The 17,358-nt window shown below is 35.0% G+C and carries 14 protein-coding genes; 10 read left to right on the top strand and 4 right to left on the bottom strand.

What is annotated here, in order from left to right:
* Nucleotides 1–152: 152 nt before the first annotated feature.
* Nucleotides 153–1,604: a CotH kinase family protein gene (locus BLQ19_RS09205; protein ID WP_074538143.1), complete on the top strand. Its 1,452-nt coding sequence runs from the start codon at nt 153–155 to the stop codon at nt 1,602–1,604.
* Between the two features lie 84 nt (nt 1,605–1,688).
* On the opposite strand, the gene BLQ19_RS09210 is transcribed toward BLQ19_RS09205, so the two are convergent.
* The gene (locus BLQ19_RS09210; protein ID WP_074538144.1) at nt 1,689–3,011 is read right to left on the bottom strand and encodes a serine hydrolase domain-containing protein; all 1,323 of its coding nucleotides are present in this window, start codon (nt 3,009–3,011) and stop codon (nt 1,689–1,691) included.
* 568 nt (nt 3,012–3,579) lie between these two features.
* Between BLQ19_RS09210 and BLQ19_RS21570 the strand changes: the two genes are divergently transcribed.
* The 4 genes from BLQ19_RS21570 to BLQ19_RS09230 all read left to right on the top strand — a co-directional run bounded on the left by BLQ19_RS21570 (nt 3,580) and on the right by BLQ19_RS09230 (nt 9,085).
* Entirely contained in the window at nt 3,580–4,212 is a 633-nt protein-coding gene (locus BLQ19_RS21570) for a sensor histidine kinase (RefSeq protein WP_226990048.1), read from the top strand.
* Complete coding sequence (locus BLQ19_RS09220) at nt 4,212–4,916, top strand: LytR/AlgR family response regulator transcription factor (RefSeq protein ID WP_024481085.1); 705 nt, start codon at nt 4,212–4,214, stop codon at nt 4,914–4,916. The genes BLQ19_RS21570 and BLQ19_RS09220 overlap by 1 nt, the downstream gene beginning before the upstream one ends.
* Nucleotides 4,917–5,052: 136 nt before the next feature.
* Nucleotides 5,053–6,885 carry a monovalent cation:proton antiporter-2 (CPA2) family protein gene (locus BLQ19_RS09225; protein ID WP_074538145.1) on the top strand — a complete coding sequence of 611 codons (1,833 nt, stop codon included), beginning with the start codon at nt 5,053–5,055 and terminating at the stop codon, nt 6,883–6,885.
* A gap of 328 nt (nt 6,886–7,213) precedes the next feature.
* Nucleotides 7,214–9,085: a T9SS type A sorting domain-containing protein gene (locus tag BLQ19_RS09230; protein ID WP_074538146.1), complete on the top strand. Its 1,872-nt coding sequence runs from the start codon at nt 7,214–7,216 to the stop codon at nt 9,083–9,085.
* Between the two features lie 83 nt (nt 9,086–9,168).
* Here BLQ19_RS09230 and BLQ19_RS09235 read toward each other — a convergent pair whose 3' ends face one another.
* From BLQ19_RS09235 to BLQ19_RS09245, 3 genes are all read right to left on the bottom strand, one after another.
* A complete protein-coding gene (locus BLQ19_RS09235) occupies nt 9,169–10,566 on the bottom strand; it encodes an NAD-dependent succinate-semialdehyde dehydrogenase (protein WP_074538147.1) in 1,398 nt (465 codons plus the stop codon).
* Between the two features lie 28 nt (nt 10,567–10,594).
* Nucleotides 10,595–11,335 carry an SDR family oxidoreductase gene (locus BLQ19_RS09240; protein ID WP_024481081.1) on the bottom strand — a complete coding sequence of 247 codons (741 nt, stop codon included), beginning with the start codon at nt 11,333–11,335 and terminating at the stop codon, nt 10,595–10,597.
* A gap of 301 nt (nt 11,336–11,636) precedes the next feature.
* Entirely contained in the window at nt 11,637–12,521 is an 885-nt protein-coding gene (locus BLQ19_RS09245) for an AraC family transcriptional regulator (protein WP_074538148.1), read from the bottom strand.
* 270 nt (nt 12,522–12,791) lie between these two features.
* On the opposite strand from BLQ19_RS09245, the gene BLQ19_RS09250 reads away from it, so the two are divergent.
* The 5 genes from BLQ19_RS09250 (at nt 12,792) to BLQ19_RS09270 (ending at nt 17,358) form a co-directional block, all read left to right on the top strand.
* Nucleotides 12,792–14,159: an NAD-dependent succinate-semialdehyde dehydrogenase gene (locus tag BLQ19_RS09250; RefSeq protein ID WP_074538149.1), complete on the top strand. Its 1,368-nt coding sequence runs from the start codon at nt 12,792–12,794 to the stop codon at nt 14,157–14,159.
* 44 nt (nt 14,160–14,203) lie between these two features.
* Nucleotides 14,204–14,836: an alpha-ketoglutarate-dependent dioxygenase AlkB family protein gene (locus BLQ19_RS09255; protein WP_025615391.1), complete on the top strand. Its 633-nt coding sequence runs from the start codon at nt 14,204–14,206 to the stop codon at nt 14,834–14,836.
* 214 nt (nt 14,837–15,050) lie between these two features.
* Complete coding sequence (locus tag BLQ19_RS09260; RefSeq protein WP_025615390.1) at nt 15,051–15,725, top strand: NAD(P)H-dependent oxidoreductase; 675 nt, start codon at nt 15,051–15,053, stop codon at nt 15,723–15,725.
* 28 nt (nt 15,726–15,753) lie between these two features.
* Nucleotides 15,754–16,761, top strand: coding sequence for a zinc-binding alcohol dehydrogenase family protein (locus tag BLQ19_RS09265; protein ID WP_074538150.1), 1,008 nt, complete (start codon nt 15,754–15,756; stop codon nt 16,759–16,761).
* Between the two features lie 123 nt (nt 16,762–16,884).
* A complete protein-coding gene (locus BLQ19_RS09270; RefSeq protein WP_024481075.1) occupies nt 16,885–17,358 on the top strand; it encodes a cupin domain-containing protein in 474 nt (157 codons plus the stop codon).

The following is a 17,358-nucleotide window of genomic DNA, read 5'->3' on the forward strand; positions in this document are numbered from 1 at the left end:
GTTAAGCTTATGAAATTTTGAAGTACCGTTAATATTTATAAAGATGTATTGGGCGGGTTTACTGATTAATAGAAGCCTTTCACTGAAAACCTTTAAAAGCTAAGTAATAATGTGGCAAATTAGCCTACTGTTTAACACAATAACTCAATAGTATGAAAAAATTAAGCACCTTATTTATTTTACTAGTTTGTTTCTCCTTATTTAATGCATGTTCAGAAGATGATATAACGACCACCACAGAAGAAACGGTAGATACAACCGATACTTCTAGTGATGATGCTTATGTAGAAACGTACTCAGATACAGATTTTGATACGGTAGATTGGACGGATGCCACACATAGTAAATCTGCAGATCCTGATATAGAAGAAATTTTTGAAGATGAAGCGGTTAAACGTTTAGATATTGTGATTACTGCAGAACGTTGGCAGGCGATGTTAGATGATATGACATCTTTGTATGGCGATTTCGGGACGAGCACTTCTGGAGGTGGACCCGGTGGTGGGGGATTGGTAGAGACCGATGAAGACCCCATTTTTGTTCCGGCAGAAGTATTTTATGAGGACAAAGAATGGTATAAAGTAGGAGTTCGTTTTAAAGGAAATTCTAGCTTACAGTCTACCTGGTCTAATGGTAACTTAAAACTTTCTTTTAAGCTAGATTTTGATGAATTTGAAGATGAATATCCGCAGATAGATAACCAACGTTTTTATGGTTTTAAAAAACTTAGTCTTAAAAATAATTACAATGATAAATCGATGATTCGCGAGAAAGTAGCTACAGATATTTTTAGAGATTTTGGCGTGGCCAGTTCTCATGCAGGTTTTTATACGGTATATGTAGATCATGGAGACGGACCTGTTTATTTTGGAGTTTACACCTTAGTAGAAGAGGTAGATGATACGGTAATAGATACACAGTTTTCAGATAATGATGGTAATTTATACAAGCCAGATGGCAATGGTGCTTCATTTGCAGAAGGAAGCTTTTCTGAAAGTGTCTTTGTAAAGAAAACAAATGAAGATGAGGCCGATTATTCAGATATAGAAAGTGTTTTTGCAGCTTTACATTCAGAGACGAGAACCACAGATCCTGCCGCATGGCGAGAAAGTTTAGAACGTATATTTGATACGGATACGTTTTTGAAGTATTTGGCGGTAAATACGGTGATTCAAAACTGGGATACGTATGGTAGGATGACGCACAATTACTTTTTGTATAATAATCCCGATACGGCCGTATTATCATGGATTCCTTGGGATAATAATGAAGCCTTACAAACAGGGAATATGCAAGGCTCTTTGGCTTTAGATTTTTCTGATTTGAATGCTACAGAATGGCCGCTTATAGGGTATCTGTATCAAGATGAAGTGTATCAAGCGCAGTATGATGGGTATGTCCAGGATGTGGTGAATACCGTATTTAATGCTTCATTAATGCAGCCTAAATATGCCACATATGCTACCTTGATAGCACCGTATGCTACGGCAGAAGTTTCAGGCTATACCTTCTTAAATTCAAGCTCCGATTTTCAAGCAGCCATTAACGAACTTAATAGTCATGTAGAGCTACGGGTAAGTGCCGTATCTAATTATTTAGAATAATAGAAGTCATCTTATTATTAAAAAGCCTGATTTCTTTTCAGAAAGCAGGCTTTTGTATTTTTTAGCACCTATTGTGGACGCCATTTATTTTTTGCCCATTCGTTTTATAAGTGTTTCAAATCCGTTTTGGGAAAATTTCAATCCGGCATCTGAATCTTCTAAGCGTTCTAGTGTGGCGCCTACAGTGGTGTCAAATAATGTGGTTTCGTTTTTTTGAATTAATTCGCTTTTCACTCCTTGTGCTTCTGCTAGTAAATAAAGTTTATTGTCTTCCTCAATAATTTCTAAAACTAACTTTGCTTCTTCCAGATGATATGTTCCTATAAAGTCTCTAAATTGACTAACATCAAGAGCTAATGTGTTTTTTATAGTTTTGTTAGTCAAATATGCATCCAAATCATCCACAAGGACTTTTTGAAAAGGGAGTGTTCTTGAGTTGGTAAAAGCAAGGTATAGGGTTTTGGTAACGGGATTATATTCATTTCGAAAAGCATACCCAATATTATTACCGCCATGACCGTAGGAAATGATATCTTGATTAGATGATTTCATGAGTCCCAATCCATAGTGCTCACTACCTTTGGTCATCATCAGTTGTGCGGTTTCTTTCTTAAGAAGTTTTTCAGTCTCAAAAAGAGCGGTATAAAATACTTCCATATCGGTTAAGGTAGAAGCAATACTACCTGCGGCATATGCGATATTAGCAAAATAACGGAAGTCTAAATATTTAGATACATTCTTATCTTCATGTCTTGGTTGTGCTAAATTCGGTATATTTTTGTGTAAATAAGGATAGGTGTTGTGTAGTTGTAAAGGCTCTATGATGCGCTCTTGAACAAGATCAAAATAACGTCGGTCTGTCACTTTTTCTAGTACTTTTCCTAAAAGAAAATAATTAGAGTTACAATAGGAAAATTTACCATGTTCTTCTGGGTGGTGTGCCTCTAGTTGATTTAGTAGGGAAGTGTCATAGAGTGAATCATTTTTACCAAAATAAATAGTTAGAATATTCTTACCTATGATTTCATCCAATCCACTTTCATGAGTCAAAAGTTCTTCTAACGTCAAAGTACCAGGGACATTATTGATAGGGGTCAAAAATTGATTAATACTATCGGTTAAAGCTAAATTACCTTTCTCCATTTCCTGTAGAATTAATATCGCCGTAAAGGTTTTAGTTGCGCTACCAATGTTAAATACACTGGTTTTGGTGAGATGATGTGCCCCCATACTTATGGTTTCTATTTGCCCTTCTTTTTTTGTGAGTATTGCAAGTCCCTGCTGTTTTTCTAGAAGAGAAGAATCATATTTTAATTTGATGATGTTTAGTGATACATCTTGAGCAGAACTGATAAAAGCAAAAGACATTAAAATAAATAGCATTAAAGTTGATTGAAGTGTTTTCATGAGATATTGTTTTTTAATTATACTTCAAAATTCTTCTTTATAGCTTCTGAACCCTAATAAGAATGATGAACGGATAGTGGTTCATGACAAGCAGAATTTTTACGTTGATCCTTATTTTGAAAGCGTTTGGAGTATATTTTAAGACATACGTCATTAATTAACCACTATTTTTAGCGTAAAAAGTATCTTTAGACTTCAATTATAAAGGTGAAGGATGATAAAGTTTGATAGCTTAACGGAAAATAAATTGCTACAGAACATATTGGTATGGCTTTTTTTGTTTTTAATCCTAATGGGGGTTGTAGTCACCGATGATAAACTAACCACAGTTTTTTTTATCCTCTGTATTTTTGCGGCCGCAGTGTATATAAACAACTTATTGATTTTGCCTTATTTCAATAAAAATAGGATAATTTTTCTCCTTTTATTTATTTTGAACAGTTCATTTTTTACGGGTGTAATGGTTTATTTTTTAATAAAATATTCCAAAAAAAATTTTGAGTGGTCTGTATTTATAAACCTTTACGGTCTATTGGTATTGGTTTTAGCTTTTGGAATAGCACTAAAAATGGCAAGAGATAGTATCAATAGGAAACATACAGAGCGCGAGGCGGAACTTATGTTACTTAAAGCGCAGTTAAATCCCCATTTTTTATTCAATACTTTAAATAATTTATACGGACTTTCTGTATTGAAGTCAGACAAGCTGCCAGAATTGATGCTAAAACTGTCAGACTTATTACGGTATAGTTTGTATGATACAAAAGACGCTTTTGTACCGCTTGTTAAAGAAATTACCTATTTAGAAAATTATATTGCATTGGAAAAAATTCGACTAGAAAATCAGGCAAATATCACTTTTCATTTAGACGGAGTGATTTCAGCAGAAAAAATTGCACCTATGTTGTGTATTATATTTGTTGAAAATGCCTTTAAACATTTAGGTAATTCGGATAAAATTAAGAGCAGAGTATTAGTTAGTTTAAAGCTGAGGGCAGATAAGCTTATATTTTCTTGTGAAAACTCAACTGATGAACTAGCATTAGATACTCAAAAATTAGTTCAAGATGAAAAAAATAGCGGAATAGGATTAAAAAATGTTGAAAAACGTTTACTATTACTGTATCCGGATAAACACAGTCTAGTAATTTCAAAAAATGAAGGACTTTTTATCGTAACACTAACCTTAGACCTTAATTAATGATGTTACAGTGTATTATTGCAGATGATGAGCCCATTGCTCGTCAAATTATAGAGACTTATATACAACAAATACCCAATTTATCACTAGTAGCATCCTGTAAAGATGCCTTTGAAGTAATGCAAGTATTAGCAGAGCAACATGTAGATATTTTGTTTTTGGATATTAACATGCCAAAACTCTCAGGATTAAGTCTTTTAAAAACCTTACAGGTTAAACCCTCAGTAATTCTAACCACAGCTTATTCTGAATATGCATTAGAGGGGTTTGAATTAGCCGTTACAGACTATCTTTTAAAACCATTTTCGCTTGAACGTTTTATCCAAGCAACACAAAAGGTACAGCAGAAGACAATAGACACCAGTCCAATGATTGCTATTGAAGAAAAAGAAGAGGCTCAGACTATTTTTGTCAAAAGCGATAAGCAGATTATGAAAATTAATTTTGACGAGATAGCATATATTGAAGCCTATGGCAATTATATTAAAATTTTCACCACGAAAATGATACTCACACCACAAACCTTAACCGAATTTTTGACCAAATTACCGCAACAATTTGTTCGGATTCATAAGTCTTTTGTTGTCAATTTTGAAAAGATTAAGATGATTGAAGGAAATTTGATTCACCTACAAAACGATGTGAAATTGCCTATTGGAAAATCATTTAAAAAAGATGTTTTAGAACGTGTACAACTAGGCTAGTATACTATGTGTATTTTATTTTTCATACAATGTGTAAGGCTTTAGACTTCAGAAGTACTAACCTGCTTTTATTATAACGAGCGATAGTATGCGTTTTATGTCTATTTTTACTTTTACCACTGAACTCCAGTAAACCATGAATGAAGATATCCTTTTTGAAGCTATTGTATTTCTAATAGGGGCTATTATATGTGTGCCCATTGCGAAAAAATTAGGCTTAAGCTCTGTTTTAGGCTATTTGTTGGCAGGTGTTCTAATAGGGCCCTATCTTTTAGGCTTTATCGGAGAAGAAGGCGATGATATTCTTCACTTTGCAGAATTTGGTGTAGTGATGATGCTATTTTTAATAGGATTAGAGATAGATGCTAAGAGTTTCTGGAAAATGAGAAAAACCATTGTTGGGATGGGCGGAACCCAAGTGGTTTTAACGAGCCTTATTTCGTTTGCAATTCTAGTAGCTTTTGGCGTTTCGTGGCAAGTATCTTTAACCTGTGCTATGTCCATCTCCATGTCTTCTACAGCCATCACCTTGCAAACCATAAGTGAGAAGAACCTTATGAATACCACCTATGGAGCTTCATCATTTGCTATTTTACTTTTTCAAGATATTATTGTTATAGTCATGTTAGGGCTGTTACCGTTATTATCTACAGTAGATGCTTCTAAATTAGAAGGGGAGGGGAGTTCTAATATTTTAGAATCGCTACCCTTAGGCTGGCAAGCTTTAGCAACAATAAGTTCTGTGGTGTTAATTGTTGTTTCTGGGCGTTACCTTATTATTCCAATGTTACGGTTGGTGGCCATTTCAAAAGTACGCGAGTTACTTACAGCATCGGCCTTACTCATTGTTTTAGCTATTACATTTCTAATGGAATTTGTAGGGCTAAGTCCGGCTTTAGGAGCCTTTTTAGGGGGAGTGGTATTAGCTACGAGCGAATTTAAACATGAATTAGAAAGTACACTAGAGCCTTTTAAAGGATTGCTTTTAGGCTTGTTTTTTATTACTGTGGGGACTACGGTAAATTTTGTAGTCATAGCTGATAATCCTTGGGTAATATGCGGTTTAGTAGTGGGGGTTATTTTAGTAAAAGGATTGGTATTGTATATAGTAGCCACCTTGTTTAAACTAAAAATAAATCAGAAATTTCTTTTAGCAGTTGGTCTGGCTCAAATTGGAGAGTTTGCGTTTGTGATGCTTACTTTTGCCCTACAGTTGCGCATTTTAGATCAAAGACAATTGGATATTATGTTAGTCGTTACCGCACTTACCATGGCATTAACACCTATTATTGGTCTGTTAAATGAGAAATTTGTACTTCCTAAATTTGGAACGAAACAAGCAGAAGAAAAACCAATGGATGCGATAGAGCGTTCAGATAAAATTATATTAGTAGGCTTTGGTCATTTTGGGAGCACAATAGGACGGTTTCTGAGAGCTCATGGGGTAAAAACTACTATTCTTGACCAAGATTCTAGTCGGGTAGACTTTTTGAGAAAAATGGGTTTTGAGGTATTTTATGGTGATGCTACCCGTTTAGATCTCTTAGAATCTGCAGGGATCGCTAATGCCGAGATCTTAATCTGTGCTATTGATAATCCTGAAGTAACCCTTAGTTTAGTTAAAAAAATTAAAGAAAAATACCCCCATATAAAACTTATGGTTAGGGCAAGAAATAGGTATGATGCCTACGAGTTACTTAATATTGGTGTAGATCATATTTATAGAGAATCTCTGGATACTTCTATAAAATTGGCAAGCGATGTCTTGCATCATGTAGGTTTTGATATAGATGCTACTAAAGAGCAAGCTAGCAAATTTATTCGTTTAGATGAAGAAAGTATGCGTAGGTTAGCTGGAGCTCCTAAAACCGAAAAAGAATATATTTTTAAGGCTAGAATGGAAATCGAGCAACAAGAAAAATTACTAGAAGACGATCAAAAAATTGGGAGCAGTCAGCTTAATAATTAAAGTTAATAACAATTTAAAGAGCTAATGGTCTTTTCAATTTTCTTTGTATAAAAATCCTAGACACTACAAAAGGGGATTTATTTTTCAGATAAAATATAGCGAGTAGGGGTTCAATTCTCTATTAACTGCAGTATTTCATAGATGAAATGCGTTAATTTTCTATTTCATTTATTTTTTCATGTTCAGTTTATGTCTAGTCGACTTTCATAAGCTGTTCGGGTTTAAATAGTATCATTGAGGCTAATAATGATGTTTTAGCATTTTATCAAAGTATTTTTTGCGATAACATCAAATAAATAAAGTTAATAACTTCAAAAATTTAATTTAAATGAAAAAAATCAACCTACTTATTTTAGTAACCTTCTTTCAAATGGTATTAGGCTACGGTCAATATGATTGGGACGGTGTTGCAATACCTGCCAATGCGGGTTCAGGACAAGAATGGCAATTACAGACCGATGCCAGTGATGATTTTAATTACAACTTTGCGCCAACCAATTTAGTATCAGATTTTGGACCAGCAAACCAGAGTAAATGGTATAACAAATTTCACAACCAAGCGAATGGACAACCGAATAACTGGACAGGTCCGGGGGCCACAGAGTGGAGGCAAGACCACGTAGCCGTTTCTGGAGGGAATTTAAATATTTGGGCTTCGAGAATACCGGGTGCTACCAAATCATTCATAGGTTCAAGTGGTACCGCAATTTCGAGACCAGAAACCAGAGCAGGGTGTATTACTAACAAAACGCGCGTTATTTATCCCGTTTTTGTCGAGGGAAGAATCCGTGTGATGAATTCTTCTTTAGCTTCTGATATTTGGTTACTGAGTCCCGATGATACGCAAGAGATTGATATTATTGAATGTTATGGAGGCCCAGGAGAGGATAATAGAAATAGTTTTTTCTCTTCTAAAATTCACTTAAGTCATCATGTATTTATTAGACCACCAAATTTTAAGGATTATCAACCGGCAGATTTAAATAGCTGGTGGAAAAAAGATGGTGTTGCCCAATGGGGTGGTAGAGTTGTGCGTATTGGAGTTAATTGGGTTTCTCCAACACGACTTGAATATTTTGTGGATGGCCAAATGGTACGTGTGTTAGATAATGATGCAGTACAAACACGTTTAGGTGATGGTACATGGCAGTATACGTATCCTGCAGGCGTTACTAGCACGGGTAATGATGGTCAATTAGTTAGAGAAAATGGATATCAAAAGATGACCGTAGCCTCAAGTTTAGCAGACGCAAAAAATAAATCGAACATTAGTGTTATTGATCCTTTTAATTATTTAAATAATGGAAGGAAATTCTCTAAGGAGATGGATATTATTATCAATGTAGAAGATCAAAGTTGGCAAGCAGAAGCAAATAGATCTCCGAATGACTCAGAAATGACTAATTTTCAAAATAATAATCTTTTAGTAGATTGGATTAGGGTATATAAGCCCGTGAATGTTTCTGGTAATTCTAATTCTGGAGTAAGTGCTGGTAATTATGACTTTGGTGCTACAACATCTGCATTAGCTAATGGATATACTAGAGTTTCTTATGGTATTAATGACAACGTATGGACCAATACCAATGGTTTAAACTATGCAGATAGAGGAGGAAATACAGGAGCAAGTGCATTGAACAGAGATTTTGCTTATGATCAAAATACGACTAGAACTCTTCAGTTTCCTGTTTCAAACGGAACCTATTCTATTTCTGCAACTTTTGGAGATCAGTTGAGTGCGCGTGTTAATAATTCTATTAGAGCAGGCGGTCAAACAGCTACGGTTACAACTAAAATAGCGGAATATAAAAATGCAAACTTAAATAATGTCGTAGTTACCAATGGCTTATTACAGGTAGAGGTATTTGCTTCTGCTAACCAAAGTTGGGCATTAAACAGAATTACATTTTTAAAAAGTGCAGCAAATCTTAAAACATCAACTACAGTGGTAGCGGCTACGGAGACTGTTGAACCAGAGACTTTGCAAATTTATCCAAACCCTGCCTCAGATGTTATTACTATTACAAATAAGGACTACATCCAAGCGAGAATGTATAATTTAAACGGACTTACGGTGCTTAGAAAAGATGTAATAGATCACAAATTAGATGTTTCTACTTTAGATAATGGTATTTATATCTTAGAAATTACCAAAGAAAGTGGTGAAACTGTAAAGCAGAAAATTGTAATTGCAAATTAAAGGTTTACCATAATTTTATAAAATTATTTAAAAGTGAAAAGCACCCGCTAAAGGGTGCTTTTTTTATTGGCAATACATGCTCGTTAATCTTTACGGATCATAATTGATTTTACGTTCACGAATTCTTTCATGCCGAATCCGCCATGTTCGCGACCAAAACCAGAATCTTTTACACCACCAAATGGCATGGTTGGTTCTGCTGTTCCAAAAGAATTTATAAATATCATTCCAGTATCAAAATGCTTTTCGGCTAATTCAATCGCTTTTTTCTCATCTTTAGAGAAGATTCCTCCACCAAGACCAAACCTACTATCATTAGCAATTCTCATAGCATCTTCATTATCTTTAGCTTTAATCAAAGAAGCTACAGGTCCAAACAACTCGTCATCATAGGCCGGTTGCCCTTGGGTAACATCCTCTAATACTGTTGCCGGATAGAAGTATCCTTCGCCCTCTGGAATTTTACCTCCACAAAGTATTTTAGCGCCTTTATCAATACTTTCTTGTACTTGGTCGTGAATTTTTTCTCTTAAATCTTTACGCGCCATAGGGCCTAATTGCGTTTCTTCCAAGGTAGGATCTCCTAGTTTTAAGGCACTCATAGCGGCTACAAACTGCTCTTTAAACTCTTCGTAGACAGCCTCTGTGGCAATAAATCTTTTAGCCGCAATGCAGGTTTCTCCATTGTTATAGATACGTCCTTGGACACTCTTTTCTACTGCTAACGCTACATCAGCATCATCTAAAATTAGATAAGCATCATTACTACCTAATTCTAAAACAGTTTTTTTAAGTTGTGCTCCTGCTTTTTCCCCAATTTTCTCACCGGCTACGGGACTCCCCGTTAGTGTTACACCGCGAACAAGTTTATGAGATATAATCGCATCCGATTGGTCGTGCTCTATGACCAAAACGGTAAATAGTCCGCTTGGTAAACCAGCAGTATCAAAGATAGATTTAAGCAATTTAGCGGTTCCTGTCACATTAGAAGCATGTTTCAATAAAATGCTATTTCCCGCCATCAAATTGGTAATCGTATAACGAATAACCTGGTATGAAGGGTAGTTCCATGGTTGAATCCCGTAAATGATCCCTAAAGGAGCATAAGCAACAATTCCTTTCCCTCCATTTAATAATTCGCGCTCCTCACTTTTTAATATTTCTGGCGCATTCTTAGCAGAATAGTCGCATATGGCAGAACAAATATCTACCTCTTGATGACTTTGTGATAGTAATTTCCCCATCTCATCCGTCATCAGCGCTGCTAATTCTGATTTGTAGTTTTGTAACTCTTTACCAATCGCAGTAATAATTTTACCACGCTCTTCTATTGATGTAGTTTTCCACTTCAGAAACGCTTTTTGCGATTCTTGAATGCTATCTTCTACCTTGCTATCGGTCATATATTCATAGGACGATAGGGTTTTTCCCGTTGTTGGATTTGTAGTTTTAAATGTATTTTGTTTTGTTGTCGTAGACATACTTTTATTTTTTTAATTTAAATTCCTTTTACTTTTGCTCACTAGGAACAATATAAACATCATTAATATTTACACGGTCTGGTTGTGTCAAAGCGTAGTAAATGGCATTGGCAATATCTTCCGCCTCTAATGTTTCCATCTCGAACATTTCTTTCATCATTTCTTTGATATCATCATCTGTGATGGTACTCGTAAGATTCGTCGCTACAGCTCCAGGTTCTATAGAGGTTATATTAATTCCATACTTTGGCGCTAATTCTTGTCGCAGTCCTTCAGAGAACATTTTTACAGCGGCTTTTGTAGCACAGTATACGGCTCCACCGGGAAAGTAACGGTGTGCAGCCATGGATGAGATATTAATGATATTACCGCCTTTATTGGCTTTTAATTCCGGCAATACTGCGGCAACGCCGTTCAATACTCCTTTAATATTAACATCCACCATTTTATCCCACTCATCCGTTTTTAATTTTTCTACAAATGATAATGGCATTAATCCGGCGTTATTAATGAGTCCGTTTACCGTTCCAAATTTCTCTTTGGTTTTGGTCACTACATTTTCAAAATCTTCCATCTTAGTAACGTCTCCAGTAACTACTAAAGCTTCTCCACCGTTTTTTTCAATTTCTGTTTTCAAATCATTTAACTCATCTTCGCTTCGAGCCATAAGCACCACTTTAGCTCCGTTTTCGGCTAATTTATGCGCGGTTGCTTTTCCAATTCCACTTGATGCTCCTGTAATTATTAGTATGCTATTTTCAATTTTCATAAGTTTCTTTTTTTTGTTCCAATCAAAGGTAGTGGCTAGGTGCGGGGTTCATTGACTAGAATAAATTAAGAATTGATCGATATGCTTTTACTCCCATAAGATTATGGAAGTAAAAAGAGATGGGAATAAAATGGAGTATACTTGAATTGTATTTGTTCTGTGGATGAAGCTATGGGTATAAAAAAACCTAAGTAACCTGGTTGGCGAGATGAAATAGGGTTTAAGAAAAGAAGTTTAAAATATTAAAAAGATGAATATAATTATTTCATTTTAGGATAAAATCAATCTTGATGGTTGCTGGCTAACCTGTACACGCTGTTCTTTTTAATAACAGATACTCGCCATTAGTTTTAAATTCTTTTATAGAAACTCCAGAATATCGTTTAAAGGTTTTAGAGAGGTGACTCACATCGGTAAAACCTAAATCGTCTGCTATTTGTGTTAGGGTGAAGTCTGAATTTAAGAGTCGGATTTCTACGAGTTTTAATTTTGCTTTGATGATATACTCGCGCAAAGGCATATGTACTTGCTTTTTAAAATACTCACTTACGTAAGTAGGAGACATCATAAAAACAGCTGCTAGTTTCTCAACTTTCAATAATTCTGTTTTATCAATATTTTCATTGATGTAGGTTAGCATTTTTGTAATCCTATCATCTGCATTTTTTTTAGGTACTTCAAAATAAGTACCTTTTTTTATATTCCGAATTAAAATTTCTAGAATACTAGTCATAAGGCTTGTAATTAAGCTAATAGATTCTGCGCCGTAACTTCTAGACTCTTGAAAGATCATACTCACTAAGCTTTCTAGGTGGTTTCGGTCTAGGTCGTTCTTAATAATATCACCAGGTAATTGATTATAATTAGAAAGGATGTATGATGCTTCTTTGAACCATTCATTTCTATCTATAGTCATCCGGTTTACATTCTTAAAAAAAGAATCGGTAAATTTTAAAAAGACAAATCTGGTAGGTTTTTCGATTGTAAACGAATGGCATTTTAAAGGTGGTAATAAAAACATACTACCTTTAGCATACGGATAATGGTTGTAATTTATACACTGTGTGCCATCGCCATCACTAATCAACACTAACTCAAAAAAATTATTTTTAACAGGGCGTTGCTTCCAACTGGTTAATTCTATTTCTTGTATTTCAAAAGGTTTATAGGCTTCTAATACTTGCATTATACAACATATTTAATGGTAAAGCTACTTAATTTTGTTTAAACCGTCGTAAAAACACCTTATTAACCTCAAAAAATACCAAATTTACCACTCGTTATACCAATGGTACCCTTAAAATATTAGAAACCTTTGTACATAGTAGCAGGTTAATGATAATAAGTAATAGCTTCAAAGGAGTTAATATATTATTTAATTCCATTAAGTATTTGTTCTTGTGTATCCGTTCTTGTTTAGGTAAAAGAATGGTATTAATTTTTAAAATAAACGCTTATGTCAAGTATCACAATAATTAATCCAGCTACCGATGAAGAGGTGGCTACTTATGATAGAATAACTCAAAAAGAATCAAAAGATAAAATTGCTATGGCCAACCAAACTTTTGGCCGTTGGAAGGCTACCTCTTTTGAAGAACGATCTAATTTGATGCATAAATTAGCAGATTACTTAGAGAAGCACAAGGAAGAATATGCACAGCTAGCAACTAGAGAAATGGGTAAGATAATTGGCCAGTCAAGAAAGGAAATTGAAAAATGCGTTTGGATTTGCAAGTATTACGCCGATCATACTAAAGAATTATTGGCAGATGAATTAGTAGCTACAGAAGCTAAAAAAAGCTACGTGACCTTTCAGCCTCTGGGCGTAGTATTGGCAGTTATGCCTTGGAATTTTCCTTTTTATCAGGTGATTAGATTTGCTGTTCCTGCTTTAATGGCTGGTAACGTAGGGGTTCTTAAGCATGCTTCTAATGTTCAGGGTTGTGCTTTTGCGTTAGAAGATGCTTTTTTAAAATCGGGCTTTCCTGAAGGGTGTTTTACTAATTTAAATTTAAGTTCTGAACATATAAAAGAGGTTATAGCAGATAAAAATATTGTTGCAGTAACGCTAACGGGTAGTGATCCTGCTGGGCGCTCTGTAGCTTCAATTGCTGGTCAAAATTTAAAGAAAACGGTCATGGAATTAGGCGGCAGTGATGCTTATATAATTTTGGAAGATGCAGATTTAGAAGAAGTGGTAGAATTAGCCACTTTTGGTCGTTTACAAAACAATGGACAAACCTGTATTGCGGCAAAGCGTTTTATCGTATTAGAAGATATATATGATGATTTTCTAATAGCTTTTAAAAAGAAAATGAAAGCTGCAAAAATGGGCGCTCCAACAGCGGAAGACACGTATTACGGACCTATGGCACGTAAAGACTTGAGAGATGAATTGCATGAGCAAGTACAAAAAACAATGGAACAAGGTGGCCGTTTAGTACTGGGAGGAGAAATTCCACAAGGTAAAGGTGCATATTATCCAGCAACTATTTTGGCAGATTTAACACCAGGAATGGAAGGTTTTGATGAGGAGTTGTTTGGTCCAGTAGCCTCCGTGATTAAAGCAAAAAATGATGATGAAGCTATAGCCTTGGCTAATAATTCTCAATTTGGTTTAGGTTCAGGCGTATTCACTAGTAACTTAGAGCGAGGGGAACAGATTGCTTTGCAATTAGAAGCGGGTAGTAGTTTCGTAAACAAGCTCGTAGTTTCTGATCCAAGATTACCCTTTGGAGGCATTAAAAATAGTGGTTATGGAAGAGAACTTTCTGCATCTGGTATTAAAGAATTCGTAAATACGAAAAGTGTCTGGATAGCATAAGCAACTGGCACGTGTAAATAATGTTCACTTAAGTATTTATTAGAATGGATTTATTTAATCAAACAGATCTTTTTTCAACAGATGAAGTCCGTAAAACGGAATTTGTTTTGCCTGGGGCAGATATTGTTTTGTTTGAGAATTATTTTAGTACCGAAGAAAGTAACAAACTGTTTAATAATTTAATAAAAAACACGCCTTGGCAGCAAGAGCAAATTACGATTCACGGTAAAGAAGTAGATTACCCTAGATTGACCGCTTGGTATGGAGATGCTACCAAGGATATGAAATACACGAATACAAAAAGTACAATGCATTCATGGAGTGCTGATTTACTTTTTATTAAAGAGCGAATAGAGCAGGAGGTCAATGTAAAATTTACACGTTGTTTGCTTAATTATTATAGAGATGGCAAAGACAGTGTAGATTGGCACCAAGACTATAAGGGAGAGCAACGTAAAAACACGGTTATTGCTTCGGTTACCTTAGGAGCAACAAGACCTTTTCAATTAAAACACTCCACACGTAAGGGTTTAAAACGTTTAGCTATTCCGTTAACCCATGGCAGCCTACTTTTAATGCAAGGTGCTACCCAAGAGAATTGGAAACATAAGATACCGAAAACAACGAAAAAAATTAAACCTAGAATAAACCTCACCTTTAGGTGGCTGCCAGAATAGGTATCTTGTATAATTAAAGGATTAACTAGGTAGTATAGATCTTAAATTCTGTTTTAATATGTGTTATGGGTGTCATTTTTAGTAAAATATAGAAGTATCTTCTTGTAAAACCTCGATTTATACCTATATCACCATTTTTTGTACCTAAAAAAGACTTATTAGTGTTATTACATTTGTAGCGAATTAATAAAACAACATTTTTAAAAAATATATTATGAGTACGCCAAACATTTCAAAAGAAGACATCTTAAACGCATTTAACTATAGACACGCAACAAAAGAATTTGATGCAACTAAAGCTATTTCTGACGAGGATATGAAATTCATTTTAGAAACAGCACATTTATCTCCTAGTTCATTTGGTTTTGAACCTTGGCATTTTATTGTTGTACAAGATAAAGAATTGCGTGAGTTGTTAAAGCCTGTAGCTTGGGGAGCGCCTTTAAAATTAGATACAGCTAGTCATTTTGTATTAGGGTTAGCTATGAAAGCGCCAATGGTAAAGCATGATGCAGAATATATTATGCACATGATGAAAGAGGTAAAGCAATTACCAGCAGAAGTTATAGAAATGTATTCTAAGTTTTATAGAGAATTTCAGGAACGTGATTTTGATTTAGATACGGATAAAAAATTATTCGATTGGTCATCAAAACAAACCTACATAGCTTTAGGAAATATGATGACATCTGCTGCTTTAACAGGTATAGATAGTTGCCCTATTGAAGGGTTTCATCAAGAAAAAGCAGAGGCCTTATTAAAAGAAAAATTTGGTGTAGATACAGATAAATATGGTTTAGCGTTTATGGTTGCTTTTGGATACAGAAAAGCAGCTCCTGAATTTGGTAAATCTAGAAGAAACTTTGAAGATATAGTTACATTTAAGTAAGCATATCAATCTAAAAAAGTAATAAAAGATGAAAGCAATAGGGCATAAAGAGAATCTTCCAATAGAAGATATTAAATCTCTACAAGACATAGAATTAGATACTCCAAAAGCAACAGGGAGAGATATTTTAGTAGAGATCAAAGCAATATCTGTGAATCCGGCAGATTTTAAAGTACGTGCAGGGATGCCTGTAGAAGGTGATGATTGGAAAATTATTGGTTGGGATGCTACCGGAATTGTAAAAGAAGTTGGAGAAGATGTTACGCTTTTTAAGGTTGGTGACGAAGTTTGGTATGCAGGAGATTTTACGCGTCAAGGAAGTTATGCGCAGTATCAAGTGGTAGACGAACGTATTGTGGGTAAAAAACCTGCTAGTATTTCGTATGCAGAAGCTGCTGCATTGCCGCTTACCACACTTACGGCTTATGAACTATTATTTGATAGATTACAGGTGGCTAAAGACGATGCGAATAAATCTATTCTAGTCATTGGTGCAGCTGGTGGTGTTGGTTCTATTTTAGTACAATTAGCCAAGAAGCTTACAAAACTGAACATTATAGGAACGGCTTCCCGTGAAGAAACTACAGATTGGTTAAAAGAATTGGGTGCAGACTCGGTTATTAACCACAGAAATAAATTGAGTGAGGAATTTGAAAAATATAAGCTTCCTGCTCCTGATTATATCGTGAGTTTAAATGCTACCGAGCAACATGCAGACGAGATTGTAAAGGTCATTAAACCACAAGGTAAATTCGGTTTTATTGATGACCCAAAGTCATTTAATGTAATGCCTTTTAAAAGTAAAGCAGTGTCTACTCATATTGAGTTGATGTTCACTCGTTCCATGTTCCAAACGGAAGATATGGTAGAACAATACAACATCTTAAATGAAGTTTCTAAATTGATAGACAACGGAACTATTAAAACTACTTTAGGAGAAAACTTTGGAATTATTAATGCAGAAAACCTTAGAAAAGCACACGCTTTCTTAGAAACAGGAAAAGCAAAAGGTAAAATTGTTTTAGAAGGATTCTAGACTCAATGAGTCAAATAATAAGGACATGTCACTTCGAGTGAATTTTGAGGCACGAGAAATTTGTATCGAGAAGCCTAACTAAAAAGAATTTCACTGGAACTGACGAAATATATAAATAGAAAAATGAATTTCAAATCAATTATAGCAGCACTAGCTGTAACTGCATTTTTTGCTAGTAATACAGCAAATGCACAGGTAAATACGATAGATTCTTTAGCCACTTCAAAAGTGCAGCATTTCAATTTTGATGATATGGAATCGGAAACGATTGGAGAAGGTATTCAGCGTAAATGGTTTCATGGAGAAAAAGGACAGATGACCATTTTTAATTTGGAAAAAGGGGCACATATTCCATGGCACCAACATCCTAATGAGCAGATTACCTATATCATGTCCGGTAAGGTTAAAATCAAGACGATTATAGACGGCAAAGAGGAGTTTGTTATCGTTTCTGGAGGTGAGGTAATTGTGTTTCCAGAAAACATTCCCCATGAGTTTTGGGCTTTAGAAAAAACGGTAGATTTAGATGTACACGTTCCTGTGCGTCAAGATTGGTTGTCTAAAGAGCTTCCAGATTATTTGAAGAAAAGCGAATAA

This window comes from Cellulophaga baltica (genome assembly GCF_900102165.1).
GTDB lineage: Bacteria > Bacteroidota > Bacteroidia > Flavobacteriales > Flavobacteriaceae > Cellulophaga > Cellulophaga baltica.

Coding starts and splice junctions, on each gene's coding strand:
- BLQ19_RS09205 (WP_074538143.1), top strand. CDS start 153: ATGAAAAAATTAAGCACCTTATTTATTTTACTAGTTTGTTTCTCCTTA.
- BLQ19_RS09260 (WP_025615390.1), top strand. CDS start 15,051: ATGAGTACGCCAAACATTTCAAAAGAAGACATCTTAAACGCATTTAAC.
- BLQ19_RS21570 (WP_226990048.1), top strand. CDS start 3,580: ATGGCAAGAGATAGTATCAATAGGAAACATACAGAGCGCGAGGCGGAA.
- BLQ19_RS09230 (WP_074538146.1), top strand. CDS start 7,214: ATGAAAAAAATCAACCTACTTATTTTAGTAACCTTCTTTCAAATGGTA.
- BLQ19_RS09250 (WP_074538149.1), top strand. CDS start 12,792: ATGTCAAGTATCACAATAATTAATCCAGCTACCGATGAAGAGGTGGCT.
- BLQ19_RS09210 (WP_074538144.1), bottom strand. CDS start 3,011: ATGAAAACACTTCAATCAACTTTAATGCTATTTATTTTAATGTCTTTT.
- BLQ19_RS09225 (WP_074538145.1), top strand. CDS start 5,053: ATGAATGAAGATATCCTTTTTGAAGCTATTGTATTTCTAATAGGGGCT.
- BLQ19_RS09240 (WP_024481081.1), bottom strand. CDS start 11,335: ATGAAAATTGAAAATAGCATACTAATAATTACAGGAGCATCAAGTGGA.
- BLQ19_RS09235 (WP_074538147.1), bottom strand. CDS start 10,566: ATGTCTACGACAACAAAACAAAATACATTTAAAACTACAAATCCAACA.
- BLQ19_RS09265 (WP_074538150.1), top strand. CDS start 15,754: ATGAAAGCAATAGGGCATAAAGAGAATCTTCCAATAGAAGATATTAAA.
- BLQ19_RS09255 (WP_025615391.1), top strand. CDS start 14,204: ATGGATTTATTTAATCAAACAGATCTTTTTTCAACAGATGAAGTCCGT.
- BLQ19_RS09270 (WP_024481075.1), top strand. CDS start 16,885: ATGAATTTCAAATCAATTATAGCAGCACTAGCTGTAACTGCATTTTTT.
- BLQ19_RS09245 (WP_074538148.1), bottom strand. CDS start 12,521: ATGCAAGTATTAGAAGCCTATAAACCTTTTGAAATACAAGAAATAGAA.
- BLQ19_RS09220 (WP_024481085.1), top strand. CDS start 4,212: ATGATGTTACAGTGTATTATTGCAGATGATGAGCCCATTGCTCGTCAA.